Annotated in this window: 24 protein-coding genes; 18 read left to right on the plus strand and 6 right to left on the minus strand. The window is 37.8% G+C overall.

What is annotated here, in order from left to right; genetic code table 11:
• Window positions 1-45: 45 nt before the first annotated feature.
• A complete protein-coding gene (tsaD, locus tag CALHY_RS04605) occupies window positions 46-1056 on the plus strand; it encodes a tRNA (adenosine(37)-N6)-threonylcarbamoyltransferase complex transferase subunit TsaD (protein ID WP_013402838.1) in 1011 nt (336 codons plus the stop codon).
• On the opposite strand, the gene CALHY_RS04610 is transcribed toward tsaD, so the two are convergent.
• Window positions 1053-2105 (minus strand): HD-GYP domain-containing protein, encoded by a 1053-nt coding sequence (locus tag CALHY_RS04610; RefSeq protein WP_013402839.1) that lies wholly within the window; start codon window positions 2103-2105, stop codon window positions 1053-1055. The two genes, tsaD and CALHY_RS04610, sit on opposite strands and share 4 nt — an antisense overlap.
• Window positions 2106-2358: 253 nt before the next feature.
• On the opposite strand from CALHY_RS04610, the gene fusA reads away from it, so the two are divergent.
• Both fusA and CALHY_RS04620 read left to right on the plus strand, forming a co-directional pair.
• On the plus strand, window positions 2359-4443 hold the full coding sequence (gene fusA, locus CALHY_RS04615; protein WP_013402840.1) for an elongation factor G: 2085 nt from the start codon (window positions 2359-2361) through the stop codon (window positions 4441-4443).
• A 127-nt stretch (window positions 4444-4570) separates the two neighbouring features.
• A complete protein-coding gene (locus CALHY_RS04620) occupies window positions 4571-4867 on the plus strand; it encodes a zinc-ribbon domain containing protein (protein WP_013402841.1) in 297 nt (98 codons plus the stop codon).
• A gap of 41 nt (window positions 4868-4908) precedes the next feature.
• Here the strand turns inward: CALHY_RS04620 and CALHY_RS04625 are convergent, their stop codons facing one another.
• The gene (locus tag CALHY_RS04625; protein ID WP_013402842.1) at window positions 4909-5811 is read right to left on the minus strand and encodes a polysaccharide deacetylase family protein; all 903 of its coding nucleotides are present in this window, start codon (window positions 5809-5811) and stop codon (window positions 4909-4911) included.
• 167 nt (window positions 5812-5978) lie between these two features.
• On the opposite strand from CALHY_RS04625, the gene CALHY_RS04630 reads away from it, so the two are divergent.
• Genes CALHY_RS04630 through CALHY_RS04645 form a run of 4 tightly spaced genes read left to right on the plus strand, consistent with a single transcriptional unit; the run spans window position 5979 to window position 10499 of the window.
• Complete coding sequence (locus tag CALHY_RS04630) at window positions 5979-6437, plus strand: CtsR family transcriptional regulator (protein WP_013402843.1); 459 nt, start codon at window positions 5979-5981, stop codon at window positions 6435-6437.
• 47 nt (window positions 6438-6484) lie between these two features.
• Window positions 6485-6997, plus strand: coding sequence for a UvrB/UvrC motif-containing protein (locus CALHY_RS04635; RefSeq protein ID WP_013402844.1), 513 nt, complete (start codon window positions 6485-6487; stop codon window positions 6995-6997).
• Window positions 6998-7006: 9 nt separating this feature from the next.
• Window positions 7007-7993 carry a protein arginine kinase gene (locus tag CALHY_RS04640; RefSeq protein ID WP_013402845.1) on the plus strand — a complete coding sequence of 329 codons (987 nt, stop codon included), beginning with the start codon at window positions 7007-7009 and terminating at the stop codon, window positions 7991-7993.
• Between the two features lie 16 nt (window positions 7994-8009).
• Window positions 8010-10499 (plus strand): ATP-dependent Clp protease ATP-binding subunit, encoded by a 2490-nt coding sequence (locus CALHY_RS04645; RefSeq protein ID WP_013402846.1) that lies wholly within the window; start codon window positions 8010-8012, stop codon window positions 10497-10499.
• Window positions 10500-10550: 51 nt separating this feature from the next.
• Here CALHY_RS04645 and CALHY_RS04650 read toward each other — a convergent pair whose 3' ends face one another.
• The 4 genes from CALHY_RS04650 to CALHY_RS04670 form a co-directional block, all read right to left on the minus strand.
• The gene (locus tag CALHY_RS04650) at window positions 10551-11798 is read right to left on the minus strand and encodes a 6-phosphofructokinase (RefSeq protein WP_013290916.1); all 1248 of its coding nucleotides are present in this window, start codon (window positions 11796-11798) and stop codon (window positions 10551-10553) included.
• A 57-nt stretch (window positions 11799-11855) separates the two neighbouring features.
• Window positions 11856-13613 (minus strand): Rqc2 family fibronectin-binding protein, encoded by a 1758-nt coding sequence (locus CALHY_RS04655; RefSeq protein ID WP_013402847.1) that lies wholly within the window; start codon window positions 13611-13613, stop codon window positions 11856-11858.
• A gap of 3 nt (window positions 13614-13616) precedes the next feature.
• A complete protein-coding gene (locus CALHY_RS04660) occupies window positions 13617-15002 on the minus strand; it encodes an O-antigen ligase family protein (RefSeq protein ID WP_013402848.1) in 1386 nt (461 codons plus the stop codon).
• Between the two features lie 550 nt (window positions 15003-15552).
• Entirely contained in the window at window positions 15553-16071 is a 519-nt protein-coding gene (locus CALHY_RS04670) for a DUF4330 domain-containing protein (RefSeq protein ID WP_013402850.1), read from the minus strand.
• 166 nt (window positions 16072-16237) lie between these two features.
• Here CALHY_RS04670 and CALHY_RS04675 point away from each other — a divergent pair, with 166 nt between their 5' ends.
• The 11 genes from CALHY_RS04675 (at window position 16238) to ispG (ending at window position 26696) form a co-directional block, all read left to right on the plus strand.
• Window positions 16238-17404, plus strand: a complete 1167-nt coding sequence (locus tag CALHY_RS04675; RefSeq protein WP_013402851.1) for a glycosyltransferase — start codon at window positions 16238-16240, stop codon at window positions 17402-17404.
• Complete coding sequence (locus CALHY_RS04680; RefSeq protein ID WP_013402852.1) at window positions 17397-18677, plus strand: nucleotide sugar dehydrogenase; 1281 nt, start codon at window positions 17397-17399, stop codon at window positions 18675-18677. Before CALHY_RS04675 ends, CALHY_RS04680 begins: the two co-directional genes overlap by 8 nt.
• A gap of 260 nt (window positions 18678-18937) precedes the next feature.
• Window positions 18938-19714 carry a 30S ribosomal protein S2 gene (gene rpsB, locus CALHY_RS04685; protein WP_013402853.1) on the plus strand — a complete coding sequence of 259 codons (777 nt, stop codon included), beginning with the start codon at window positions 18938-18940 and terminating at the stop codon, window positions 19712-19714.
• Between the two features lie 37 nt (window positions 19715-19751).
• Window positions 19752-20366 (plus strand): translation elongation factor Ts, encoded by a 615-nt coding sequence (gene tsf, locus CALHY_RS04690; RefSeq protein WP_013402854.1) that lies wholly within the window; start codon window positions 19752-19754, stop codon window positions 20364-20366.
• Between the two features lie 131 nt (window positions 20367-20497).
• On the plus strand, window positions 20498-21217 hold the full coding sequence (pyrH, locus tag CALHY_RS04695) for a UMP kinase (protein ID WP_013402855.1): 720 nt from the start codon (window positions 20498-20500) through the stop codon (window positions 21215-21217).
• A gap of 1 nt (window position 21218) precedes the next feature.
• Complete coding sequence (gene frr / locus CALHY_RS04700) at window positions 21219-21773, plus strand: ribosome recycling factor (protein ID WP_013402856.1); 555 nt, start codon at window positions 21219-21221, stop codon at window positions 21771-21773.
• A gap of 86 nt (window positions 21774-21859) precedes the next feature.
• Window positions 21860-22606, plus strand: coding sequence for an isoprenyl transferase (locus tag CALHY_RS04705; RefSeq protein WP_013402857.1), 747 nt, complete (start codon window positions 21860-21862; stop codon window positions 22604-22606).
• 19 nt (window positions 22607-22625) lie between these two features.
• A complete protein-coding gene (locus CALHY_RS04710) occupies window positions 22626-23411 on the plus strand; it encodes a phosphatidate cytidylyltransferase (RefSeq protein WP_013402858.1) in 786 nt (261 codons plus the stop codon).
• Window positions 23412-23437: 26 nt separating this feature from the next.
• Window positions 23438-24604: a 1-deoxy-D-xylulose-5-phosphate reductoisomerase gene (locus tag CALHY_RS04715; RefSeq protein WP_013402859.1), complete on the plus strand. Its 1167-nt coding sequence runs from the start codon at window positions 23438-23440 to the stop codon at window positions 24602-24604.
• On the plus strand, window positions 24604-25653 hold the full coding sequence (rseP, locus tag CALHY_RS04720) for an RIP metalloprotease RseP (RefSeq protein WP_013402860.1): 1050 nt from the start codon (window positions 24604-24606) through the stop codon (window positions 25651-25653). The genes CALHY_RS04715 and rseP overlap by 1 nt, the downstream gene beginning before the upstream one ends.
• Window positions 25650-26696: a flavodoxin-dependent (E)-4-hydroxy-3-methylbut-2-enyl-diphosphate synthase gene (gene ispG, locus CALHY_RS04725; protein WP_041723112.1), complete on the plus strand. Its 1047-nt coding sequence runs from the start codon at window positions 25650-25652 to the stop codon at window positions 26694-26696. Before rseP ends, ispG begins: the two co-directional genes overlap by 4 nt.
• Window positions 26697-26705 lie beyond the last annotated feature (9 nt).

Consider the following 26705-nt stretch of genomic DNA (forward strand, 5'->3'; position numbering starts at 1 on the left):
AAAAGAGTGTCAAAGTTTTTCTAAGTAAGGAGCTGAGAACAAAAGATGCTTGTGCTTGGGATCGAGACATCATGCGATGAAACTTCTGCTGCAATTGTAGAAGATGGAAGAAAAGTTCTGTCAAATGTGATATACTCTCAGATTGACATCCATCATCAATTTGGTGGTGTTGTGCCAGAGATAGCTTCTCGCAAGCATGTTGAAAAGATTTCATACGTTGTTGATATGGCGTTCAAACAGGCAGGTTTGACCATACACGATATTGATGGTATTGCTGCAACGTATGGGCCTGGGCTTGTAGGTTCGCTTCTTGTGGGGCTTTCGTTTGCAAAGGCACTAAGCTATGCCAAAAGGCTTCCGTTTGTTGCTGTGAATCACATTGAAGGGCATATTTATGCCAATTTTATAACATACCCTCAACTTACACCTCCATTGATTGTTCTTGTGGTCTCTGGAGGGCATACTAATCTAATTATTTTAAAAGATTTTGAAGAGTATGAAGTGGTTGGAAAAACAAGAGATGATGCGGCAGGCGAGGCTTTTGATAAGATTGCAAGGTACTTGGGGCTTGGATATCCTGGCGGTCCGGCCATAGACAAAATCGCAAAGCAGGGTGATGAGGACAAATACAAATATCCTGTTGCTGATGTTGATGGGTACAATTTTAGTTTCAGCGGATTGAAATCTGCCGTGATAAACCATGTTCATGGGCTTTGGCAGAAAAGCGAAGAATTTAAAATAGAAGATGTTGCTGCGTCCTTCCAAAAAACAGTGGTGAGCATACTTGTAGAAAAAACAATCAATCTTTCACTTGAGACAAATATAAGAAAAATAGCAGTTGCCGGTGGCGTTGCTGCAAACTCAAGACTAAGAAGCGAATTTTATAAAAAGTGTGCTGAGCACAATATTGAATTTTTTGTGCCGGAATTTAAGTACTGTACAGACAATGCAGCTATGATTGCCTCATGCGGCTACTTTAAACTGCAAAAAGGAATAGTGTCGTCTTATCGCGAAAATGCTGTTCCTTATATAAGTCTTGTAAGCAAAAAAAGTTAATAGTTAATTACATCAATAATTTCCCTTTTAGGATCTTGAGAGAGGTCCACAAAATAAGGAATGAGCACAGGTGGACCTTCTTTTCTTGCAACAACTTTCACGATTGGTTTTGTCTTGTTGAAAGGATTTTCTTCGTACACAATTGCGATCTCACCCGTATTTAGTACAACAAAGCAACCCACTGGATATTTTACCACCATCTTTAAAAACTTTTGAACAATGTCCTTGTCAAAATGAATGCCCGCATACTTTGTAAGATAATCTGCCGCCTTTGTTGGCACTATTTTCTTTTTGTACACTCTGTCTGCAGTAATGGCATCGTACACATCCGCAATTGCCACAATTCTTGCAAACAAGGGTATTTTATCGCCTTTGAGTTTGAGAGGATAACCAGACCCATCAAGTCTTTCATGGTGCAAAAGTGCCACTTCTGCAATCTGTTCAGAAACACCATCCATGTTTTTTACAATTTGATATCCATATATTGTGTGTTTTTTCATCTCTTCAAACTCTTCATCAGTAAGCTTTGCAGGTTTATTTAATATCTCATGGGGAATTTTCATTTTGCCAAAATCGTGCAAAAGTGCTGCCAAAGCCAAATCTTCTATTTGTTTTCTATCAAGTTCTAAAAGCTTTCCAATTATGGCGGCAAAAATACTAACATCTACAGAGTGAAAGTATGTATAGTTGTCAACATCTCTAAATCCAACTATTCTCAAGAACACATCCTCTTCTTCAATTATTTGCGCTACAATGTCGTTTACTATTTCTTTGGCAACAAATGGGTCAACAATTTCTCCTGCCTTTGCAGACAGCATCAGGTCCTGAATGGCAACAAAAGTCTCATGATATATGATCTCTTCTTTTACATAATTTTCGACATTTTCATCTTCCACATAGACGCTGTCGATGTTGTGTTCTCTAAGCTTTTGAATAAATGAAGGTTTTATGATAAACCCTTCTGGAAGCAAAAGCTTGCCGTTTTCAGTAAACACATCTCGCGCAAGTTTCATACCCTCTTCAAGCTGATCAATTGTCACTTTTTTCATGTGTTATAAAACCCCTTTGTTTTTTTAAAATAAGACTAAAAAGTCTCCTGTATAAAATTTTACAGCAACATTTTTTGGCACGTCAATAAGATTTATATATTCTAACACATTTTAAACTTCTGCTAAGCATACCTTTTCAAATTTTTTCTGAAAAGATTAGCAAAGTAGCAAAAGGATTTTTAAAATCATTGTAGAATATCTTATTTATCGTACACAAATTTAAATCTTTTAAGTTACAAGGGGGAATGCCTGTATGAAAGACTATGCTCCGCAGTATATAAAAAATGTGGTTTTACTTGGTCACGGGGGGGATGGAAAAACAATCCTCACAGAGAGTATGTTATTTGCCGCAAAATGTATTGACAGAATGGGAAGGATAGAAGATGGTACAACCACCTCAGACTTTGACCCGGAAGAGATAAAAAGGCGAATTTCAATTTCAATGACAGTAGAGCCTCTTGAGTGGCGGGACTGCAAGATAAACATTCTTGACACGCCGGGATACTTTGACTTTGTTGGAGAGGTATGTGAAGCGCTTTATGCAGCTGACTCTGCAGTGTTGGTAATCGGTGCAAAAACAGGTGTGCAGGTTGGGTCAGAGAAGGCATGGGAGCTTGCTCAAAAGCATAATCTTCCAGTGCTCATATTTGTCAACAAGATGGATGAGGAAAATGCCAATTTCGAAAAAGTAGTAGATAGAATTAATCAAGTTTTAACACCAAAAGCAATCCCGATTCAGTATCCAATAATGGAAAATGGAAGGTTTGTTGGCTTTGTTGATGTGATTTCAAAAAGGGCTTACAGGTATGAAGATAACACCGCAAAGGAAGTAGAAATTCCGAGCGGGTTGAGTGATAAAATTGAAGAGATAAGGAATCGTCTTATAGAGGATTCGGTCGAAAATGATGAGAGTCTGATGGAAAAGTATTTTGCAGGTGAAGAAATCTCTGAGGATGAAATCTACAGGGGACTTAGCGAAGGGATAAAACAAAGGTCAGTCTTTCCAATACTGTGCGGGTGTGCTGCAAAGGGTCTTGGTGTTAAAGAGCTTCTGGACAGCATCTGCAGACTCTTGCCCGCAACCGATGCAAAGCAGTATAAAGCAAAGGATACGAAAAATGGAAATGAATTAAATATAAAAGTTGACAAGAACCAACCTGTCTGTGCTTTTGTATTCAAAACAGTTGCTGACCCGTTTGTTGGCAGGATTTCATATCTGAAAGTGGTAAGCGGCGTTCTAAAGCCGGAGATGACCTTGCTTAATACCATGTCAGAAAAGCCTGAAAAGATTTCACAGATCTTTATGATAAGAGGCAAAAAGCAGATTCCTGTATCTGAGCTTGTTGCAGGTGACATTGGTGTTGTGACAAAGCTACAATCTACTTTGACAAACTCCACCCTGTGCGAACAGTCAAGACCTGTCAAGCTTCAAGAGATTGATTTTCCACGTCCCTGGCTCATGCTTGCGATTGAGCCAAAGACAAAAGGCGATGAAGAAAAGATCTCAAACGGTCTTCACAGGCTTATGGAAGAGGACCTTACTTTTAGGATAGAAAAAAACAATGAAACTGGTCAAAACATCATCTATGGTATTGGTGAGATGCACATAGATGTGATCGTCAGCAAGCTTAAAAACAAGTTTGGCGTCTCGGTTGTCTTGTCTGACCCAAAAGTTCCCTATCGAGAGACTATCAGAAAAAAGGTAAAGAGCGAAGGAAAGTACAAAAAACAAACAGGTGGACATGGCCAGTACGGGCATGTGTTTATTGAATTTGAACCAAGCCCGGAAGAAGACTTAGTTTTTGAAGAGAAGATATTTGGCGGTGCTGTTCCAAAACAATACATTCCCGCTGTTGAAAAGGGACTGAGAGAGTGTATTAAAAAGGGTGTACTTGCAGGTTATCCTGTTATGAATTTGAAAGCTACCTTGGTTGACGGGTCATACCATCCAGTTGACTCATCAGAGCTTGCGTTCAAAGTTGCAACATCTTTAGCCTTCAAAAAAGGTCTTGCGCAGGCAAACCCGGTGCTTTTAGAGCCTATCATGAGCGTGAAGGTTGTAGTTCCACAAGACTACACAGGTGATATTATGGGGGATTTGAACAGGCGAAGAGGAAGAGTTCTGGGTATGCAGCCGCTTGACAATCACTTAGAAGAGATTTTGGCAGAAGTTCCTCTTGCTGAGATGTTCAAATACGCAACAGACCTCAGGTCCATGACACAGGGGAGAGGATATTTTTCCATGGAGTTTGCAAGGTATGAAGAGGTGCCGAGCCATATTGCCCAAAAGGTAATAGAGGCAGCTAAGGCTTCATTGCAGGAGGAAGAAGAGGAGTAAAAAAATTTTTAATTTGCTATTTACAAAATGCTAAAATGGGGTTATAATTAAGAAGACGTTGGTTGTTCGGCAAAGGAACAATGGGCGTCAGAAAAATCTAAATCCATGAAGTGAGGGGAATTTTAGAATGTATCAAGACAAGGTTTTAGTTTGCAAGGATTGCGGAAGAGAGTTTGTGTTCACAGCAGGTGAACAGGAATTTTACGCGCAGAAGGGGTTCAAGAACGAACCAACAAGGTGCAAAGAGTGTAGAGACCAGAGAAAGGCTATGCAAAGAAGAGATTCCAGACAGGGCCAAAGACGTGAACTTTACGATGCAGTGTGCAGTGCGTGTGGGAAAGAGACAAAGGTTCCATTCAGGCCCAGAAACGACAGACCCATATACTGCAGTGATTGTTTCTCCAAGATAAAGGCAGCAAGATAACCACTGCAGGTTTAAATAAAATGGGGAAGTTAAAAGCCGCATCAGTGTGATGCGGCTTTTGTTTTAAACTGAAGGGGTTTTTGCATCTTGTCAATTGTTTCAAATCTGTATCTCTGTTTTTTGAAAGTTCTGATTATACTTGGCAGAGCTTCTATCGCATTCTTTTTAGAAGAGCTGTCATGCATCAGAAGTACAACTTCATTTTTTTTATTAGCTGTCGAAATTGTAATTTTTAGTATTTGATTGGGTGTAAGATTTTCATGATTTTTTATTGAGTCGCCAGTAATTGCATTCCAATCGACATACACTATACCGTTTGCGTCAAGGAACTTTTTAATTTGAGGTGAAACTCTGCTTAAAGACCCACCAGGAAATCTATAGTATTTGGGTTTTATTCCTATGATTTTGTATATAGTATCTTGCGCCTTTTTGAAGTCCTCAACAAAATGATTAAAATCTTTATATATGTTATTATACCTGTGAGAATATGAATGATTTCCTATCAAATGGCCTTTCTGATAAATTTCCTTTAAGTATTGTGGGTACTTTATACAATTTATACCTACAACAAAAAATGTGGCTTTAACTTTCTCTTTTTCCAAGATTTCAAGTATGGAAGGGGTGACAGGTGATGGTCCATCATCAATGGTAAGATAAATGATTTTTTCATTTTTTGCTTGCTTTTCAGCTTGTACATCTTTGCTTTGAGTTTCAACAGGATTTTTGACCCTATCGTTTTTATTTAAACTGGTTTTGACTAATTTTTGGTTGTGTGAAGGTTTTGGCTTTTCAAAAATCTTAAGCCTTTCTTCTTGAAGGTAAGTATGATTTTGTTTTAAAATTATAGCTGAAAAGAAGTTTTTGCTTGTATGCATGGATATGAAGAAGGAAAATAACGCTAAAATGATTAAAAAAGCTACATGTGCTACCTTTTTGAGGTTCAACCTTTTTCTTTCCTTTCATGCGAGCACTTTATACAAATGATTATAATATATTTGTTACATCTTAACAATAAAAAATATATTGCATTTACAAAAAAAATATATTAAAATATATTTGCAAGGTCAAAGATAGTCAAAGTCAGCTAAGGTTGAAGCGGGGTGGAATTTTTATGCCAAGGCTTTCTGACATCATTGAGGAGTTCATAAAGGACCTGATTGAAAAAAAAGATGGTGAGGTTGAAATTCAGAGAAATGAGCTTGCAAACTTTTTCAACTGTGCACCATCTCAGATAAATTATGTGCTTTCCACCAGGTTTACTATTGAAAGAGGGTATTACATTGAAAGCAAACGTGGCGGTGGTGGCTCTATTAGAATTGTAAAGGTCAAGTTTGAAAATTCTTCTAACTTGCTTGAAAATATTCTGAACAATATAAACTCACCTGTAAGTCAGCACCAGGCAAACGAAATTGTTGAGTGTTTACTTGAAAATGGTGTGATATCAAAAAGAGAAGCAAATATAATGAAAGCTGCGCTCAATGACAAGACACTACCGGTGAACCAGCCATTGAAAGATACGCTCAGAATGTTAATTCTAAAAGCAATGATAATTTCTCTTATGAATGGGTAATATTTAAATGAGAAGAAGCTTTTCTTTTTAAAGGACGGTGAGGTATCATGCTTTGCGAAAATTGCGGGAAAAGACCGGCAACTGTACACTATACCCAGATTATAAACGGAGTTAAAACAGAGATGCATCTTTGCGAAGTTTGTGCAAAGCAAAAAGGCAGTATAGAGTTCGATGCACCATTTTCTGTAACAAACTTTTTGGCAGGAATACTGGAGCCAGCTTTTGGAACCCAAGTTTTGAAACCTTCTTTTGAGGTTGCTCTTACATGCAAGGGTTGTGGTATGACGTTTGACGAGTTTAGAAGAGCTGGCAGGTTTGGCTGTGCTATGTGCTACAGCTCCTTTTCAGAAAAGCTCTATCCCATTTTCCGCAGGATTCACGGCAACACAAAACATGTTGGTAAAATCCCTACAAAGATGGGCGAAGATATAGCAATAAAAAGAGAAATTGACAGGCTCAAAATAGAACTCAATGTTGCTATAAAGAATGAGGAGTATGAAAAGGCTGCAAGAATAAGGGATAAAATAAGAGAGCTTGAAAAAAAGCTTTCACGGGAGTGATTTTTCACGATGAATGATATTGTTGTAACAAGCAGGATAAGGCTTGCAAGGAATCTTTCTGATGTGCCTTTTACCATAAAGATGAATGACTATGATGCCTCAAATGTTATAGATAGGGTGAGGGATGTAATCTTAAAAAACAAGCAGTATCATTTCGATTTTTTCGAGATAAAAAAGCTACCTCTTATAAAACGTCAGGTGCTGATAGAAAAGCATTTGATATCACCTGCACTTGCATCATCAAAAATAAAAAGTGCTGTGGCAATTGACCAAAATGAGAATATCAGCATTATGATAAATGAAGAAGATCATCTTAGAATTCAGGTTCTTTACAGGGGGCAGGAAATACAAAAGGCATGGGAAGATGCAAACAGGATTGACGACTTTTTGGAACAGCATCTTCCTTATGCCTATGACGAAACATGGGGCTACCTTACTTCATGTCCCACAAATGTTGGAACAGGACTGAGAGCATCTTTTATGCTTCATCTTCCTGCCCTGACACTTCTGGGGTACATGAAAGGAATAATTGATACAATAACAAAGCTGGGGATTGCAGTGAGAGGGTTTTATGGTGAGGGAAGTGAGGCCGCAGGAAACCTGTATCAGATTTCTAATCAGATAACCTTGGGTCAGCCTGAAGAAGACATTATAGCAAATGTAGTTTCAATTACAAATCAGATAATAGAGCAGGAACAGCAAGCAAGGTTGAGGCTTTTGAGCGAAAACAGAGCTTTTGTTGAAGACAAGGTCTACAGAGCTTATGGAATTTTGAAATATGCAAGGAATATCTCTTCAAACGAAGCTTTAAAACTCATATCTGATGTGAGAATGGGTATCAGTATGGGTATAATAAAGGAGACAACAATCGACAAGCTGGATGTGCTTTTGAATTTAATTCAGCCTGCTATTATCCAAGACTACTTTGGCAGGGAAATGACACCAGAGGAAAGAGACATAAAAAGAGCAGAACTCATAAGAAAAATTTTGGAATAGGGAGGGAAGAATTAATATGTTTCAAGGAAGGTTTACAGAGAGAGCTGAGAAAGCAATAATGCTTGCGCAGCAGGCTGCTGCTGAGCTTGGCCATAACTATGTTGGAACAGAACATTTGCTTTTGGGACTTATAAGAGAAGGTGGTGGCATTGCTGCAAGGGTTTTACACAGCCAAGGTGTCACTGAAGAAAAGGTGATTGATGAGATTGAAGAACTGATTGGACGGGGTGATTATCAGCTTCCACAGCCACCAACAGGTTTTACGCCAAGGACAAAAAGAGTGTTTGAGATTGCCTTTATGGAAGCGCGAAGACTTGGCAGCAGCTATATCAGCACAGAACATATCCTTCTTGCTATAATGAGAGAAGGAGAAAGTGTAGCTGTGAGGATTTTAATGGACCTTGGTGTTGACCCGCAGAGACTTTTTGAAGAGATAATGAAGCTTTTGAACGAGGATGCAAAAAATGTTGGTGGTGTATCTCCTCAGCAGCAGATCAATTTCCAAACACAGAACACTCCAACATTAAATCAGTTTAGCAGAGACCTCACCCAGCTTGCGCTCGAGGGCAAAATTGACCCTGTAATTGGCCGTGAAAAGGAAATAGAAAGAGTCATCCAGATTTTGTCAAGAAGAACAAAGAACAACCCGTGCTTGATTGGTGAGCCAGGTGTTGGTAAGACTGCTATTGTTGAAGGGCTTGCACAGAAGATTGTAGAAGGAAATGTTCCTGAACTTTTGAGGAATAAAAGGGTTGTGGCTTTAGACCTTTCTGCTATGGTTGCAGGGTCAAAGTTCAGAGGAGAGTTTGAAGAAAGGCTCAAAAAAGCTATGGAAGAGGTTAGAAAAGCAGGAAATGTAATTCTGTTTATTGATGAGATGCACACCATAATTGGTGCTGGTGCAGCCGAAGGTGCAATTGATGCGTCAAACATCTTAAAACCTGCTCTTGCACGCGGTGAGATACAGGTCATTGGTGCAACAACTCTTGATGAGTACAGAAAACACATAGAAAAGGACGCTGCACTGGAGCGAAGATTCCAACCAATTTTGGTTGGTGAGCCAACACCTGAAGAGGCTATACAGATTTTAAAAGGTCTTAGAGACAAATACGAAGCTCATCATGGCGTAAAGATAACTGATGAGGCTATAAAAGCTGCTGTTGAGCTGTCTACGAAATATATTACAGATAGATACTTGCCGGACAAAGCAATTGACCTTATTGATGAGGCAGCATCAAGAGTGAGACTCAGAATGTACACTTTGCCACCGCATGTGAAGGAGTTTGAAGAGAAGATTGAAAAGCTTGAAAAGGAAAAGGAAGAGGCTATAAGGCTTCAGGAGTATGAAAAAGCTGCAAAGATAAGAGATGAGATAATGAAGCTTCGCCAGGAACTTGAAAAGATAAAAAATTCATGGACAAATGATCAGCAAAAGACACAGCCAATTGTTACAGAAGATGATATAGCATACATTGTATCAAGCTGGACAGGGATTCCGGTAAATAAACTTACCGAAGATGAGTCTGAAAGACTTTTAAAGCTTGAAGAGGTTTTGCACAGAAGAGTTGTTGGTCAGGATGAGGCTGTCAAGGCTGTTGCAAGGGCTATACGACGAGGGAGAGTTGGTCTCAAAGACCCGAAAAGACCAATTGGTTCGTTTATCTTCCTTGGACCTACTGGTGTTGGTAAGACAGAGCTTGCAAGGGCTTTGGCAGAAGCACTGTTTGGTACAGAAGATGCTATGATAAGAATCGACATGTCGGAGTATATGGAAAAGTTCAACGTGTCAAAGCTCATTGGTTCGCCTCCAGGCTATGTTGGGTATGAAGAAGGTGGCCAGCTTACCGAAAAGGTCAGAAGAAGACCTTACTCTGTTGTGCTGTTTGATGAAATAGAAAAAGCGCATCCTGATGTTTTCAACCTGCTTTTGCAGATACTTGACGATGGAAGGCTCACAGACTCGCAGGGAAGAACGGTTAGCTTCCGAAACACTGTTATCATTATGACATCTAACATTGGTGCAAACCTCATTACAAACCCCAAAAAGTTAGGTTTTTCAACTTCAGAAGATGAAAAGCAAAGGACATATGAACAGATAAAAGAAAATGTCATGGGTGAGCTTAAGAAAACTTTCAGGCCAGAGTTTTTGAACAGAATTGATGAAATCATAGTCTTCCATCCGCTTGATGAAGATGATGTCAAAAAGATTGTAGAGATAATGCTCAAAAACTTGCAGGAGAGGATAAAAGCAAGCGAGTACTATGCAGAGTTTACTACCTCCTTGGTTGAAGCAATTGCTAAAAAAGGATTTGACCCTGTGTTCGGTGCAAGACCGCTAAAACGAGCTATCCAGAGCATGGTAGAAGACAAGATTTCAGAGGCTATCTTGGAAGGGAAGATAAAACAGGGCGATGAGTTTATAGTAGACTATGTTGATGGAAATACAGTAATAGTCAAAAAAGAAAAGGCATCTACATCTTCATCTGAAATGGCTCAGTCACAGTAAAAATTAAAGCGGGAGCAGGACTTTTGGTCCCAGCTCCCGCTTTTTTGTGATTTATACAACCTTCTTTGGCACCATTATCTTTCTGAGCTTTGCATATCGAGGAAGACCTCTTTCGTACTTGACTTCAACTTCACCTTCAATGAGCGGTTGGATATAATTTAGAGCATCTTCTTTTACATAGTTGCCGTCATGTGAGATCCATGCAAGTGGGACAAGCTTTTCAGCGTTTGCAACCTTGTTCAGCTCAACAAGTTCTGTCGAACTTGAATAAGGATTGTCACTGTCGCGTTTTATTGCTACCATGTATCCACAAGCGCCTTCAACCGCGTACCTTACTGCCATACGTCCAACCATGTACGCTTCTTCAACATCAGTTTTGGACATGATATGAGCAGCACTGCGCTGCAGTACGTTGAATTGAATTGATTTTACTCTCTTTTCCACTTCTTCGCGGATGATGTTCTCTAAAACAAATGCTGCTCCGCCAAGCTGTACATGTCCAAACGCGTCTATTCCAAACTTGTGGCTCATATCAGCAATATACTTTCCTTCTTTGTCTTTTATGCCCTCTGAAACCACAATAGTGATCTTTCCAGTTTTTTTGTGGATATTTCTTACATCATCCAAAAACTTGTCAATTGAAAATGGAACTTCAGGAAGGTATATTAAATCTGGTGCGCCTATATCTTTGGATGCCAGTGCAGATGCTGCTGCAAGCCAGCCAGCGTTTCTTCCCATCACTTCAATTATAGTAACAATGTTTGTTGGGTACACCACTGCATCTCTTGCAATCTCCATCACAGATGTTGCAATGTACTTTGCAGCACTTCCAAAACCCGGGCAGTGGTCTGTCATCACAAGGTCATTGTCAATTGTCTTTGGAATTCCAATTATGCAAATGTCATACCCAATTTTTTGTGCATATCGTGTGAGCTTGTCAGCTGTGTCCATTGAGTCATTTCCGCCTATATAGAAAAAGTAGCGGATGTTGTGCGCCTCAAATACATTGAAAATCTTGATATAGTCTTTTTCATCATGTTCAAAAGGCTTGAGCTGATACCTGCAAGAACCTAAAGCAGAGGATGGAGTTGTCTTTAAAAGTTTTAACTCTTCAGGGTCTTCCATTCTGAGGTCGTAAAGCTCTTCATCAATAAGACCAATGATTCCATTTTTAGCACCATAAATAGCACGGATTGGGTGCTGTTTCATAGCTTCTTCAATAACACCCAGAAGCGATGCGTTGATGACAGCAGTTGGTCCACCTGATTGCGCAACCACGCAGTTACCTTCTTTTGGCATTCAAAATCCCTCCCGTCCATATTTTTAGTTTATTTCAATAGTTAAACATAGAAGCCATTACTCAACTTTGTTAAAGTTATCAATATTTTCAGGTGAATCAACAATGATAGTCTTGAAATTATCATATATAACAAAACCTGGCTTGGATTTGGGCGGTTTTTTTACATACTTTACAAAGGTATAGTCAACCGGCACTTTTGTTGAATGCTTGGCTTTGCTAAAGTAGCTTGCAAGAAGTGCAGCTTCAATCAAGGTTGTTTGCGGGACTTCTTTGTTGTTTGTTCGAATTATAACATGAGAGCCGGGAATCTTTTGGGTGTGAAGCCAGATGTCATGGCTTGAAGCAAATCTTATGGTGAGAAAATCATTCTGTAGGTTGTTTCTTCCCACATATATGTCAAATCCATCTGAGCTGATAAAGTGGTGAGGTTTTGATTTCTGATTTTCTTTTTTCTTTTGCTGACCTGCATTTTCTGCCTGAGTTTTGATATAACCTTCTTTTTCTAACTCTTCTTCAATACTCAAAAGGTCTTCTATCTCTTGGCTTTTATCTAACAGTGCTTCTAAACTTTGCAGAAATTCAAGTTCTCTCTCAATTTCGGTAATCTCACCTTTTGCATACTCTTCAGCTTTTTTGAGCTTATTGTAAAGCTTATAGTACCTCTCAGCATTCTGTTTCAAATCTTTGTCTTTTTCAAGCGGAATTTTTATGGTAGACAAATCTTCACTGTAATAATCAATAACTTCAATAAAATCCTGGTTTGTCTCTTTTGCCTGGTAAAGATTTGCTAAAATTAGGTCACCATATTTTTTGTAAACCTCGGCATTTTTAGCCTCTTGTATTTTTTGAATGTTCTGCTCATATTTTTGGCTCAGCTTTTTTATATTTTGTTCTATAATCTTCTGAAGATGTTGACGTTTCTCAATAAATACTGTGTATTGTTCTTTTTTAAAATAGTATTCGTCTATACACGAATTTAGATTTGAAAAATGTTTCTTGGGGTAAGCAGTGTAACATTTCAAGTCGATAGCATAAAAGTCTACAACGTTTCCTTTTTCAGTATAGAGTGTTGGAAGTATCTCCCCTTTTTCGACTATACAATATAATAATTCTTTTAAAGAATCAAAAATCCTTTTAATTGTATCCTTATTTTCAAGACTTTTTTCAAAAACTTGTGCACGCAAGATAACTTCATTCGCAAATTGTTTGCTAATTCCAGAAAGATTGTCAGTCAAGATATTTTCTGGACTTTTATTTGAGGATTTAAAAAATGATATAAATTCATCAAACGAAACTTCAATAGGATTTTTCTTTGTCAAAACTGGCGGCAATGTGTATTTGACTCCAGGTAAAATTGGTCTTGGTGAGTCTTCGAATGATAGCCTTTTTATAGCATCAATAATTTTGTAGTTGGAATCTACCAAGAATATGTTGCTGTGCCTTCCCATCATTTCAAATATAAGATATTTGGTCTCTAAGTCACCCAGCTCACTCTTTGTCTCAAACTCTATCTTCAAAATTCTTTCTAACCCTTCCTGATAAATTCCGACAAGCCTTGCACCAAGCAAGTTCTTGCGCAAAATCATACAGAAATTTGGAGCAACTTCTGGGTTTTTCTTTTGCCTTGGTGAAATATATATCCTTGGCAAAGAAGGATTTGCAGAAATAATGAGTTTTTTTGTACTGCCAAATTTGTAGACATAAAGGTTTACCTCAAACTGATTTGGCTGATATATTCTTTCAACTTTGCCATCTACAAGCTCCGAAATTAACTCTTTTTTAAGAGCACTTAGGACAACTCCGTCAAATGGCATCTTTTAGCTTCCCCCATTGTTGTAGATGTTCTTCTGCTCAAAAAATTGGCTTTTATCTTCTACTGATTTGAGAGCAAACAAAAATCCCAAAAACAGCCAGAAATATGTTGTCATCATTGGAACTTCAAAGATGTTTTCAACCACGTTGTGCAGCAGGACTGTTGCAAGACCAATGAGCACTCCGCTTGCTATATTCTTCAATTCTTTTGAGCGCAGATGTTTTACAGTTCTTGCAGCGAATAAAAGTCCTATTATGAATAAAAATATCATAATACCCACTCCAATAATTCCCATTTCAACAGCACTTTTAAGGTAAAAATTATCAACGTAAAACGCATTGGCTATATTTCTCTTTGCAACCGCACCGCCAAATCTTCCAAATCCAACTCCAAAGAGAGGATGCTGCATTAAAATTTCGTATGCTTTTGTCCAGCGAGCAATTCTTCCTGCCCTTGCGCTGCTTTTGGCATACTCAGAGCTGAGCATATAAAGAACCCTCATTACAATTGAAGGTGCTAAAATAGGGACTGATACAAATATAGCAAAAAGAATTCCCAGAACTTTTTTGTCTATGAAAAAACCAAAAAGAAGCATTGAAAACAAAAATGCAAGCCATGCTCCTCTTGAAAATGTAAACCCAAGGCAGGCAATCATTGAAATCAGCACAACCGAATAATAAATTCTCTTTTTAATATTTTTCTCATAAAGCACATATGGAAGTACAAACGGGATTGACATTGCCAAAAGACTTCCAAGAACATTTGGACTTCCTATAATTGAAAACACTCTTGTTCTTATATACGTCTCTCTACTACTATCAATCCAGCTTGAGGGTATTTCAACACCAATAATATACTGGTATATGCCATAGATGGATATTATGAACATCATCAGGATAAATATTGTAATAATCCTTTCAAACTGCTTTGCGTCTTTTAAAAGCCACAGTCCGACAAAGAACCATAAGGCATACTCTGCGTATACTCTAAACCCTTCTATAGCTATTCTCATATTGGGCGAATTTTTAAACAGTAAAAACACACAGACAAGTAAAAAAATCAGAATGTATACGTCTAAAGGAGAAACTCTCAAACTTGATTGATTTTTTATAATTGACTTTAAAAACAGCGCAAGGACAATTATCAAAAATAGCGCTTCATCCCACACAGAAGCAAAACCGCTTAAAATAGAAAGTTTTCTGAAAAGAAAATCCACAAAAGCATAAAGCACAACACCCCACAAGAGTTTTGAAGGGTCTTCTAACGTTATCAGCACAAGCAAAAACAGACCAAGCGCAAGTATGCCAACTTTTACAGAGATTAAGCTACTTGTAATTCCTAATAGAAATATCAAAAAAGAGGTAATATATAAAGTTTTCTTTTCAACCATTCTATTTCACCTTTCACAATCTATTTTTCAGACAAAAATGTCTTTAAAAAATTTGATAATTATACTGTCTTTTGAGAACTTCCTCTTGGCATCTTGAATGCAGAAGAAATTTAGCAGTAGCAAGATGGCCCACAACAATAGACTTTTTATTGAGAGCCCACCTTTTACAATTTTTCCAGCTATAAAGCCAGTGTAAAAGATAAAAGCATAAAAAATGCAGAAAAAGGCGGGTTTTTCTTTCATAAATCTTATCTGTTCACGGGCAACATAAACCAAAAAACTGTGTGACCACAAACTTTTTGAAGCTAAAAGTACCTGATGTATGCCATTTATAATTTTGCTATAAAAATTCAAAAGAGTCCTAAAAAAAAGAGATTGTTGTATGTAGTCTTCTTTTGGCTTTTTTCTTACAAGTTCGAAGACTGCTGAGTATCTTGAAAGATAAAATAGCTTGGAAACAAGCTCATATATTCTGCTCTCCTTTAAATATCTTGCTAATAACAAAGCTAATTTGTAAGAATAACTTTTTTTAATCATGTTTCCACCAGCCTTATTCTTTTACAATTTTCACTCCAGTTACAACTCCAACAAGTTCTGTAGTTCTTGTCTTTACATAAAATGTCTTTCCAACTCTGACTGTTTGCTTGTCAAGCTTTATTGTTGCTCCTTGCAAAGTTACGTAGCCATAGATAGTAAGATAGACATCTTTCTTGTATGGGTGAGTTGCGACAACAACTTTGCCGTCTGATGATGTTCTTTCATATATTCCATCTTTTATTTGAATGTCCTGAATGTATGATTTTGTCAAAGTGTCGCCAGTTACCAAATAATCGTTTTTGTGAAGAGACTGAGCCATAACAGGGTCAGCAAGAGGAATTTTTACATTGATGATTGCTTCGCCCGGCTTGATTTCCACAAATTCATCCTGCGGAGTATTTTCGGATGATTTTGCATGTGATGAAATCTTTGCAAACCCTACCCATGCAATTGCTACAATCAGCACTATCAAGATAAGGTCAACAATGTTGATAATTCCAAATAGTCTTCCTTTTTGATCCATTATTTTCATGTTTGTTTCTCCCTCCACAACAATAGTTTATCAAGACCATAGTATTACAAATTATTGAGCTTGGTCAAGAGATTTTAGAATTTTTTGTTGACTGGGCTGCCAAAAATATTGTATCTTAAGATTTGTAAAAAGAGTTTCAAAAAAATTACTAAGGGACTGAGAGAAGATGATAGATATAATTTGTTTTTCAACAACGCCGTGGGATCCTATACCAACACGTAAACAGCAGATAATGAAAAGAATGCCGCAAAACTGTAGAATATTTTATTTAGACCCGCCTGTGACCCTGATAGGTCCATTAAAAGATCCAAGTTTGAGACCTTACCTTACAAGATTTAGAAAGTCTCCAAAGAGAATAAAAGAAAACCTTTTTGTATTTGCTCTGCCACCAATTATTCCTTTTTATAACAAGAAAAGAGCTATCAATAAGTTCAATCAAAAAATGATAGCAAATTTTGTTAAAGAAGTTATCTATCAGAACTTTGATTTAAAATCACCTATAATATGGACCTACATGCCAAACACTGTTGATCTTCTTGAACATCTTTCTTACAGCTTTTTGGTTTACGACTGTATAGATAAACATTCAGAGTTTCAAGGATTTATTGACAAGGCTTTGGTTGAGAGCATGGAAGATGAGCTTGCTCAAAAGAGTAATGTAGTTTTTACAACAACACAAGGACTTTATAATAAACTAAAACAATTAAATGCTCACACATATCTTGTACCAAACGGTGCCGAGTTTGAACATTTTAATAGAGCTTCAAATAAACTGCCTGTACCCGATAAGATGAAGAATATTCCCCATCCTATCTTTGGCTTTGTAGGTGTTATCCACACATGGATTGACACTCAACTTATAGAATATTTAGCAAAAGAAAAAAGAGAGTGGTCTTTTGTTTTGATAGGACCTGTAGGTGCTGGTGTGAGCGTGGATAATTTAAAGAAGCTGAGCAATGTTTATTTGCTTGGAAGGATTGATCACAGGGATTTGCCGCAGTATGTCTCTCAATTTGATGTTTGCTTAAACTTATTCAGAACAAACAAGCTCTCAGAGAATGTAAGCCCGCTGAAATTTTATGAATATTTGGCAACCGGAAAACCAATTGTTTCAACTTCTATGCCTCAGGTAGAAGAATTTTCTGATGTTGTGTATATCGGCAAAAACTATGAAGATATGCTTGTAAAATGCATTCAAGCTCTGCAGGAGGCACAAAATCCTAATATTGAAAAGATAGAAAAAAGAATAGAGTATGCAAAGCAAACCTCCTGGGATAGCAGAGTAGCTCAAATTATCGAGATACTAAAGAGGGAAGGGATAAACATTGAATAGCGTATGTGTAATTGGCCTTGGATATGTTGGTCTTCCACTTGCTCTTTCGTTTGCAATGAAGGGTTATAAAGTCTTTGGTGTTGATAGCAATGAAAAATTGATTGAGGAACTTAAAAAGGGAGTGACTCACCATTTAGAAAGTTACAATGGAAAAACAATACAGGAGATTTTAAAGGAGCAGCTTGAAAATGGAAACTTTATTCCCATGGTAAATTACAAGCAGGCGCTTGAAGCTTGTGATGATGTAATAGTCACGGTTCCAATACCTGTTTATGGTGGAAAACCTTACTTTGATTATCTCATTTCGTGCGCCAAAGAGATAAGCAAAAACTTGAGAAAAAATCAGCTAATACTTTTGCGATCAACGGTTGTTCCAGGTACAACAAGAAACATATTTCTTCCGATATTAGAAGAGAGTGGCTTGAAATGTGGAGAGGACTTTTATTTAGCCTATGCCTCAGAGAGAATTGCAGAGGGGAAGGCTTTTGAAGAGTTTGAAAATATGCCAACTGCTCTGGCGGGATTTTGTGAAAATAGCGTAAGAAGAGCTGTTGATTTGATTAAGGTGATTTGCAAGGAAGAGATAATTGTTGCATCTTCGTTTGAAGTTGTTGAGACAGCAAAGGTGATTGAGAATCTGCAAAGGGATATAAATATTGCGATGGTAAACGAGTTTGAGAGATTTACAAAGGCAATGAACCTTGATATATTTGAGGTGATAAAGGTTGCAAACACTCACAAGAGGGTAAATCTCTTGTATCCTGGGCCTGGCGTTGGAGGATTTTGCATTCCTAACGCATTTTATTATTTAGATGCAAAGGCACAGGAGTTAGGTATTGAGCTTAAACTTTCTAAAACAGCAAGAATGTTCAACGAAGGCATTCCTAATTATATCTCCGACCTTGTTATGAAGACTATTGAAAAGTATAAATGTTCAAAAAAGGTTGCAGTGCTTGGCATTGCAATGAAAGATTACTCTTCTGACGACAGGCTCAGCCCTGCCATTGAAATAATTAAGAATTTAAAAGTTCGAGGTGTTGAGGTTAAAGCGTTTGACCCTGCGGTAAAAACCGAATATGATTTTAAAGTTGAGAGTTTGCAAGAAGCTTTGAAAGATACACAGCTTGTTTTGATTTTAGCAAAGCAGCATGGGATAGAATTTGAAAAAATTTTTGAGTATATTCCTCCTTCTCAGGCAATTATTATTGACACCCGAAATGTGTTTTCTTACAATGATGCAAGAGAAAAAGGATTTGTGCTGGAAAAGATATAAAGAAAAAGAGGTCATGGCAACTTGCCACGACCTCTTTTTTTGGATATAGACCTTCAAAATAAAATTTGGGGGGTTTTGCAGATATGATTATATAAAAATTTTAGCAAAAAAACAATATTGTCTTGTTATTAATATTAACCTGTGCTATAATATTGTCGGCTTTGTAAAAAAGCAGAGTCGGAAATCTTCGGTGGAAGGCATAAAAAGCCTTCTTATTATCCGGCTCGAAGAAAAACCGAATTGAGGGAGGTAAAAAGAAGATGCCAGTTTTAACTATGAAACAGCTTCTTGAAGCAGGTGTGCATTTCGGTCATCAGACACGCAGATGGAATCCCAAGATGGCTGAGTACATCTTTACTGAAAGAAATGGGATTTATATCATTGACCTTCAAAAGACAGTAAAGAAAATGGACGAAGCTTATGAGTTTGTAAAGTCTCAGGTAGCAGAAGGTAAAATTGTGCTCTTTGTTGGAACAAAAAAGCAAGCTCAAGAGACAATCAAAGAAGAAGCAGAAAGATGCGGAATGTTTTACATCAATCAACGATGGCTTGGTGGACTTTTGACCAACTTCAGAACAATAAAGACAAGAATAGAAAGGTTAAAAGAGCTCCAGCGAATGGAAGAAGATGGAACATTCGAAGTTCTGCCCAAGAAAGAAGTAAATCTCTTGAGGAAAGAGAAAGAAAGGCTTTTGAAGTATCTTGGTGGTATTCAGAATATGCCACGCATTCCCGACATTCTGTACATTGTTGACCCAAGAAAAGAAAGAAATGCTGTGCTTGAGGCAAGAAAGCTTGGGATTCCAATAGTTGCGATTGTCGATACAAACTGCGACCCTGACGAGATTGACTATGTAATTCCTGGAAATGATGATGCAATCCGTGCTGTAAAGCTCATTACATCTAAAATTGCAGATGCTGTGATTGAGGGAAGAGAAGGTGAGCAGTTTACACCTGCTACAACTTCATCTCAAGAAACTGACAAAGCGTCTGAACAGATGGAGATAACAGTTGATGATGGCATAGATGAAGAATAATATGTTTTTTATCAAACAATTGTAGGAGGGATTTTTCATGATTACTGCTGAGATGGTGAAGGAGCTCAGAGAAAAAACAGGTGCTGGTATGATGGACTGCAAAAAGGCTTTAGAAGATGCAGGCGGCGATATGGACAAGGCAATAGAACTTTTGAGAGAAAGAGGCCTTGCAAAGGCTGCAAAGAAGGCTTCACGTGTTGCGGCAGAAGGTATTGTTGAAAGCTATATCCATGGAAATGGCAGAATTGGTGTTTTGGTAGAGATAAATTGCGAGACAGACTTTGTTGCAAGAAATGAGGAGTTTAGACAATTTGCAAAGGATATTGCTATGCAGATTGCAGCAGCAAATCCAAAATATGTTTCAAGAGAAGAGGTGCCTCTTGATGTAATTGAAAAAGAAAAGGCAATTTTAAGACAGCAGGCTTTGAATGAAGGAAAGCCAGAAAATGTTGTTGACAGAATTGTTGAGGGTAGGCTTGAAAAGTTCTTTGAAGAGGTTTGCTTGCTTGAGCAGCCTTGGATTAAAAACCCTGATATGAAGATAAAAGACTTGCTCACAGAAAAAATTGCAAAAATTGGCGAAAATATTGTTATAAGAAGATTTGCAAGATTTGAAAGAGGAGAAGGAATTGAAAAGGCTGCTTCATGTTAAAATTTTAAATATGGCAGAGGAAGGGAACACTATTTTATTGAAAAGTGGTGTTCCCTTTTTTTGAGCAAAAACTCTTGATATACGGGCATCTTTGTTTGTAAAATATTATCGTAAAGAAGGAGAAGATAAAAATGGTTAAGCCAAAATACAAAAGGGTAATATTAAAATTAAGTGGTGAAGCTTTGGGCGGTGAAAAGGGTTTTGGAATTGACTGGCAGGTTGTTGAAACCATCTGTGAAGAGATTGAAAAGGTAAGGGAGCTTGGAGTGGAAGTTGCTATTGTGGTCGGTGGCGGCAACTTCTTCAGAGGAAGAAGTGCTGAACACATAGACAGGGCAACAGCCGACTATATGGGAATGCTTGCAACTGTTATTAATTCACTTGCACTTCAGAGCATTCTTGAAAAAAGAGGCATTCCGACAAGAGTCCAGAGCGCAATCGAGATGAGACAGATTGCAGAGCCGTACATCCGACGCCGAGCAATTCGCCACTTGGAAAAGGGCAGGGTTGTGATTTTCGCATGTGGCACAGGCAATCCTTTCTTCTCAACAGACACTGCAGCAGCTTTGCGTGCTGCTGAGATTGACGCAGAGGCAATACTTCTTGCAAAAAAAGTAGACGGTGTCTATGACAGTGACCCGAAGAAAAATCCAAATGCTAAAAAGTATGACTTTATCACTTACTTAGATGTCATCAATCAGCGACTTGAGGTTATGGACTCAACAGCAACATCTATGTGCATGGACAATGAAATTCCTATTTTGGTGTTTGAACTTGCAAAAGGAAATATTCTCAAGGCTGTTATGGGCGAGAACATAGGAACAATTGTAAATGTAAAGGAGGCAAAGTAAAATGGCAGAACCTATTCAGGTTGCAGAGGAGAAGATGAAAAAGGCAATTGAGACTTTGAAAGAGGAGTTTGCCACAATCAGAGCAGGAAGAGCAAATCCTCATATTCTGGACAAGGTGATGGTGGACTATTATGGCGTTCCAACTCCCATTCCTCAGGTTGCAAGCATAACCGTTCCCGAAGCGAGAATGATTGTTATCCAGCCATGGGAAGCAAGGATGCTCAAAGAAATTGAAAAAGCCATTCAAAAATCTGACCTTGGAGTAAATCCAACAAATGACGGAAAGGTTATAAGACTTATTTTCCCTGAACTCACAGAAGAAAGAAGAAAAGAGCTTGTGAAACAAGTCAAAAAGATGGCTGAAGATGCAAAGGTGGCAATTAGAAACATAAGAAGAGAGGCACTTGATGAGTACAAAAAGATGAAAAAGAACAATGAGATTACAGAAGATGACCTCAAAGACGCCGAAGAGGATGTCCAGAAGCTTCACGACAAATACATAGAGCAGATTGAAAAACTTTTGAGTGCAAAGGAAAAGGAGATTATGGAGGTATAAGATTTTCTAGTTGCAGAAGTTCAGGTTTTGGCGGGGGTGGCAACCCCGTTATTTTTTTAATCAATAAAAAGGGAGAATGAAAACAAATGTTTGAGTTTTTAAAAAGAGAAAAGATAAAAATAGATAAAGAAAAGATGCCACAGCACATTGCAATCATTATGGATGGAAATGGCAGATGGGCAAGGAAAAGAGGGCTTCCGCGTTCGGCGGGGCACAGGTTTGGTGCGCAGAAGCTAAAAGAGATAGTCCTTTTTGCCGATGAGATAGGACTAAAGTACCTTACAGTTTACGCTTTTTCAACGGAGAATTGGAAAAGACCTAAAGAGGAAGTTGACAATCTTATGAACCTTTTGAGAGAATTCTTTGATACAGAGATAGAAAACCTCATAAACAAGACCCAGATAAGAATCAGGGTTATAGGGGATATTTCAAAGCTTGATAAAGATATTCAAGAGAGAATTGTAAGTGCCGAAGAAAGAACAAAAGACAAAAAAGGGCTTTGTGTTGTTATAGCTCTCAATTATGGGGCAAGACAGGAGATAATAAATGCGGTAAAAAATTTGGCTTTGGACATAAAGAGTGGTAAAATTGATATCGAAGATGTTGATGAGAACCTCTTTAAAAAATACCTTTACACAAAGGATATCCCTGACCCTGACCTTTTGATAAGACCAAGCGGAGAGATGAGGGTTTCAAACTTTCTTTTGTGGCAGATATCATATACAGAATTTTGGTTTTCAAATGTCCTGTGGCCAGACTTCAAAAAGGAGCACCTTTTAAAAGCTATCGAAGACTATCAAAGAAGAGAAAGAAGATTTGGCGGTGTTAAATAGCCTTTTTGGAGGAAAAAAGATGAAACAAAGGATAATCACTGCTATCTGGGGAATAGCGTTGGTAGCTTTGGCAAACTTTCTTGGTGGAATTTGGCTGAAGATTTTTGGTGCTCTTGTTACAGCAGTTGCTTTGTATGAATTTTTCAATTTGTTTAGAATAGAAAGATATATGCTGTATTTGAGCATAACATTAAGCTTCTTTGTTATTTTTAGCAATTATAGTATTAACAATAAAATATTGTTTTTATTTGTCCTTCTTTTTCTACTTGCCTTCATAGAGAGCTTTAAAAACAGGATAGCTTCACAGAACATAGTCTATGTGCTATTTTCTTTTATTTACATAGTTTTTCCCATTTTATTTTTAGTACTACTTAGAGAATTTGAAAATGGGAAAAAACTAATATGGGTTCCTTACCTTGTATGCTGGCTTTCAGACACTTTTGCGTATTTTACTGGTCTTGCTTTTGGCAAAAGAAGAATATGGACAAGTATTAGTCCTAAGAAAAGTTTAGAAGGCTTTTTTGGAGCAATGGTTGGAGGTATGGTTGCTGTCTGGTTTTATCAGTTTGGACTTTCGGGCAAAAATTTTGATTTGTCAACCCTGCTTATAAGCACAGCAGAAGGTATGATGCTATCTATAGTTGCACACACAGGCGATTTGTTTGCTTCAATGCTAAAAAGGCAGCAGCAGAAAAAGGATTTTGGCTCTATTTTGCCAGGTCACGGCGGTGTACTTGACAGGTTCGACAGCTTAATCATGGTCACGCCAATAATCTATTTTCTTGCAAAATTTGGACTATTTTAATAATTGCTTTTAAAGGAGCGAAGTATATGACAAAGAGTATTTGCATCCTGGGGTCAACCGGGTCCATAGGTGTTCAGACAATAGATGTTGCCAAAAAGCTGGGGATTAAAGTTGTTGGGCTTTCAGCGCACAAAAATGTGGAGCTTTTGATTAAGCAAGCAAGAGAGCTTAACCCGGACATTTTATGTATTGTAGATGAAAAATATTATCCTCTATTAAAAGAAAATTTTCCTGATAAGATAGTTGTAACAGGGCAGCAAGGTCTGATTAATATTGCGACATATCCACATGCAGATTTGATTGTAAATGCCCTTGTTGGTATATCTGGTTTGATGCCAACAGTTGAGGCTATTTTGGCAGGTAAAAGAGTTGCTCTTGCCAATAAAGAGACCCTTGTGACAGGTGGAAAGATTATAAAAAGGATTCTTTCCCCAAAACAAGCAAAAGATTCTCTCCCTCTTCTTATTCCTGTTGATTCAGAGCACAGTGCTATTTTTCAGTGCCTGGTAGGTGAAGACAAAAAAAATGTAAAAAAGATAATTCTCACAGCATCGGGAGGACCTTTCAGAGGCAAAAAACTCAAAGACTTACAAAGCGTCAATGTAGAAGATGTGCTGAAGCATCCTACGTGGAACATGGGCAAGAAAATCACAGTTGATTCAGCCACCTTTATAAACAAAGGGTTTGAAGTGATAGAAGCTATGTTTTTCTTTGATAAAAGTTGTGATGATATAGAAGTGTTGATACATCCACAGAGTATTGTTCATTCGATGGTTGAATTTGTTGATGGGTCTGTGAAAGCACAGCTATCTTACCCGGATATGCGTCTTCCAATTGAATATGCCCTGAGCTTCCCAGAAAGAGGCAAAGCAGTAGCTGCGCCACTTGACCTTGCAAAGGTAAAAAACCTTACATTTGAAGAGCCTGATTTTGATACATTCTTTTTGCTCAAAATTGCATATGAGTGCGCAAAAGAAGGAGAAAGTTACCCGATTGTGCTCAATGCTGCCAATGAAGAGGCTGTAAAATATTTCTTGGAAGGGAAAATTGCCTTTGTTGATATTATGAAGTATGTAGCTAAAATTATTGAAAGTCACAGGGGGCAAAAAGTGGAATCCATTCAGGACATCTTGGAAATTGATGCAGAGGCAAGGCAGAAGTTTAAAAATCTTGTGGAAGGTGAGAAAAGCTAATGAACCTTATACTTGCATTAATTGTGCTGACAATAGTGATACTTGTTCATGAGTTTGGACATTTCATTGTATGCAAACTATCAGGTGTCCTGGTTGAAGAATTTGCCATTGGTTTTGGTCCCAAACTCTTTAGCATCAAAGGGAAAGAGACAGAGTATTCTGTGAGAGCATTTTTGATAGGAGGGTATGTAAAGCCTCTTGGCGAAGACCAAGAAGTTGACCATCCACGAGCACTCAATAACGCAAAGGTTTACAAAAGAATTTTAATGGTTTTGATGGGACCTGTTATGAACTTTGTTCTTGCCATAATAATCATGATGGGGATTGGTTATTTTATTGGTTTTGGGACCAATATTATTGGTAAAGTAGAACCAAACATGCCTGCATATGAGGCTGGGATAAGAAGTGGTGATAGGATTGTTGCGCTTGACAAAAATAGAGTTTATGTTTGGGACCAGGTAAGCTTTTATTTGGCTGTTCACAATATGCTCTATAAAGACAGAGAAGTGGAGATAAAAGTTTTAAGAGATGGCAAACAATATACTTTCAGGGTAATGCCTAAGTATGACCCGAATACAAAAACAAAGCGAATAGGTGTTTCGTCAAAGATATCACGTAAAAATTTATTTGATAGCATCTATTATGGAATATTTGGGACATATGCTGAGATAAAAGAGACCATATACAGTGTTGTGCTGATGATAACAGGCAAAGTTTCTGGTTCTGAGATTATGGGACCTGTTGGTATGGTGAAGACAATTGGAGAGGCTGCGAATGCCGGATTTAAGCAGAGCGTACTCAGCGGTCTTTTGAATGTTCTGTGGCTTATGCAGCTGATTTCAGTAAACTTAGGTGTTATAAATCTTATTCCATTTCCTGCTTTAGATGGAAGTAGACTCGTATTTTATCTATACGAAGCTGTGGCAAGAAAGCCTTTTAACAGAGAAAAAGAAGCACTTATTCACACAATTGGTTTTGTACTTCTTCTATTTTTGCTGGTGATAGTTACCTTTAATGATATAAAGAACATTATAATGCCTGGAAGGTGAAATTGTTGACAAAAAAGATTAAAATAGGCAATCTTTATATTGGTGGCGGTGAGCCAATTAGAATTCAGTCAATGACAAATACAAAGACAAAGGATGTTGAGGCTACAGTTGAGCAGATACTGAGACTTGAGAGTTTGGGATGCGACATCATAAGAGTTGCTGTTCCTGATTTAGATAGTGCTAAGGCTATAAGTAAAATAAAGCTGAAGATACACATTCCACTTGTTGCTGACATTCATTTTGACCACAAACTTGCGCTTGAAGCTATATACAACGGTGCTGATAAGATTAGAATAAATCCTGGAAACATTGGAGATGAAAGAAAAGTCCAGGAAATAGCAAAAGAAGCAAAAAGATATGGGATTGCAATTAGGGTTGGTGCAAATTCAGGTTCGCTCCCAAAGGATATTTTGCAAAAATACAAATCTCCTGTACCAGATGCCATTGTTGAAGCAGCGATTTATCAGGTAAAACTTCTTGAAAGGTTTGAGTTTGACAATATTGTTGTGTCTGTCAAATCCTCAGATGTTTTAACCACAATTAAGAGCTATGAAATACTATCCCAAAAACTCAGCTATCCTCTTCATGTTGGTCTTACCGAAGCAGGTACTTTTGTTGCAGGGACTGTTAAGTCGAGCATTGCAATTGGCTATCTTCTCTTGAGGGGAATTGGTGATACCATAAGGGTTTCTCTCACAGATAGCCCAGAGAAAGAGGTTATTGTGGCAAAGGAGATTTTAAAAAGTTTAAAGCTCAGAAAAGGTGTGAAGATGGTATCATGTCCTACCTGTGCAAGGTGTAATGTTGACCTTTTAAAGATTGCAAATGAGGTTGAAAATAGGATACAGAATTTGGACTTGGACATTACGGTTGCAATAATGGGCTGTGCAGTAAACGGCCCTGGTGAGGCAAAAGAAGCTGATGTAGGTGTGGCATGTGGAGTTGGTGAAGGACTTCTGTTTAAGAAAGGCAAGATTATAAGGAAAGTGAAAGAGAATGAGATTGTAGATGAGCTTGTAAAGGAAATCTATTCTCTTTCTTAATTTTTCGAT

Source organism: Caldicellulosiruptor hydrothermalis 108, from assembly GCF_000166355.1.
Taxonomy (GTDB): Bacteria; Bacillota; Thermoanaerobacteria; order Caldicellulosiruptorales; family Caldicellulosiruptoraceae; genus Caldicellulosiruptor; species Caldicellulosiruptor hydrothermalis.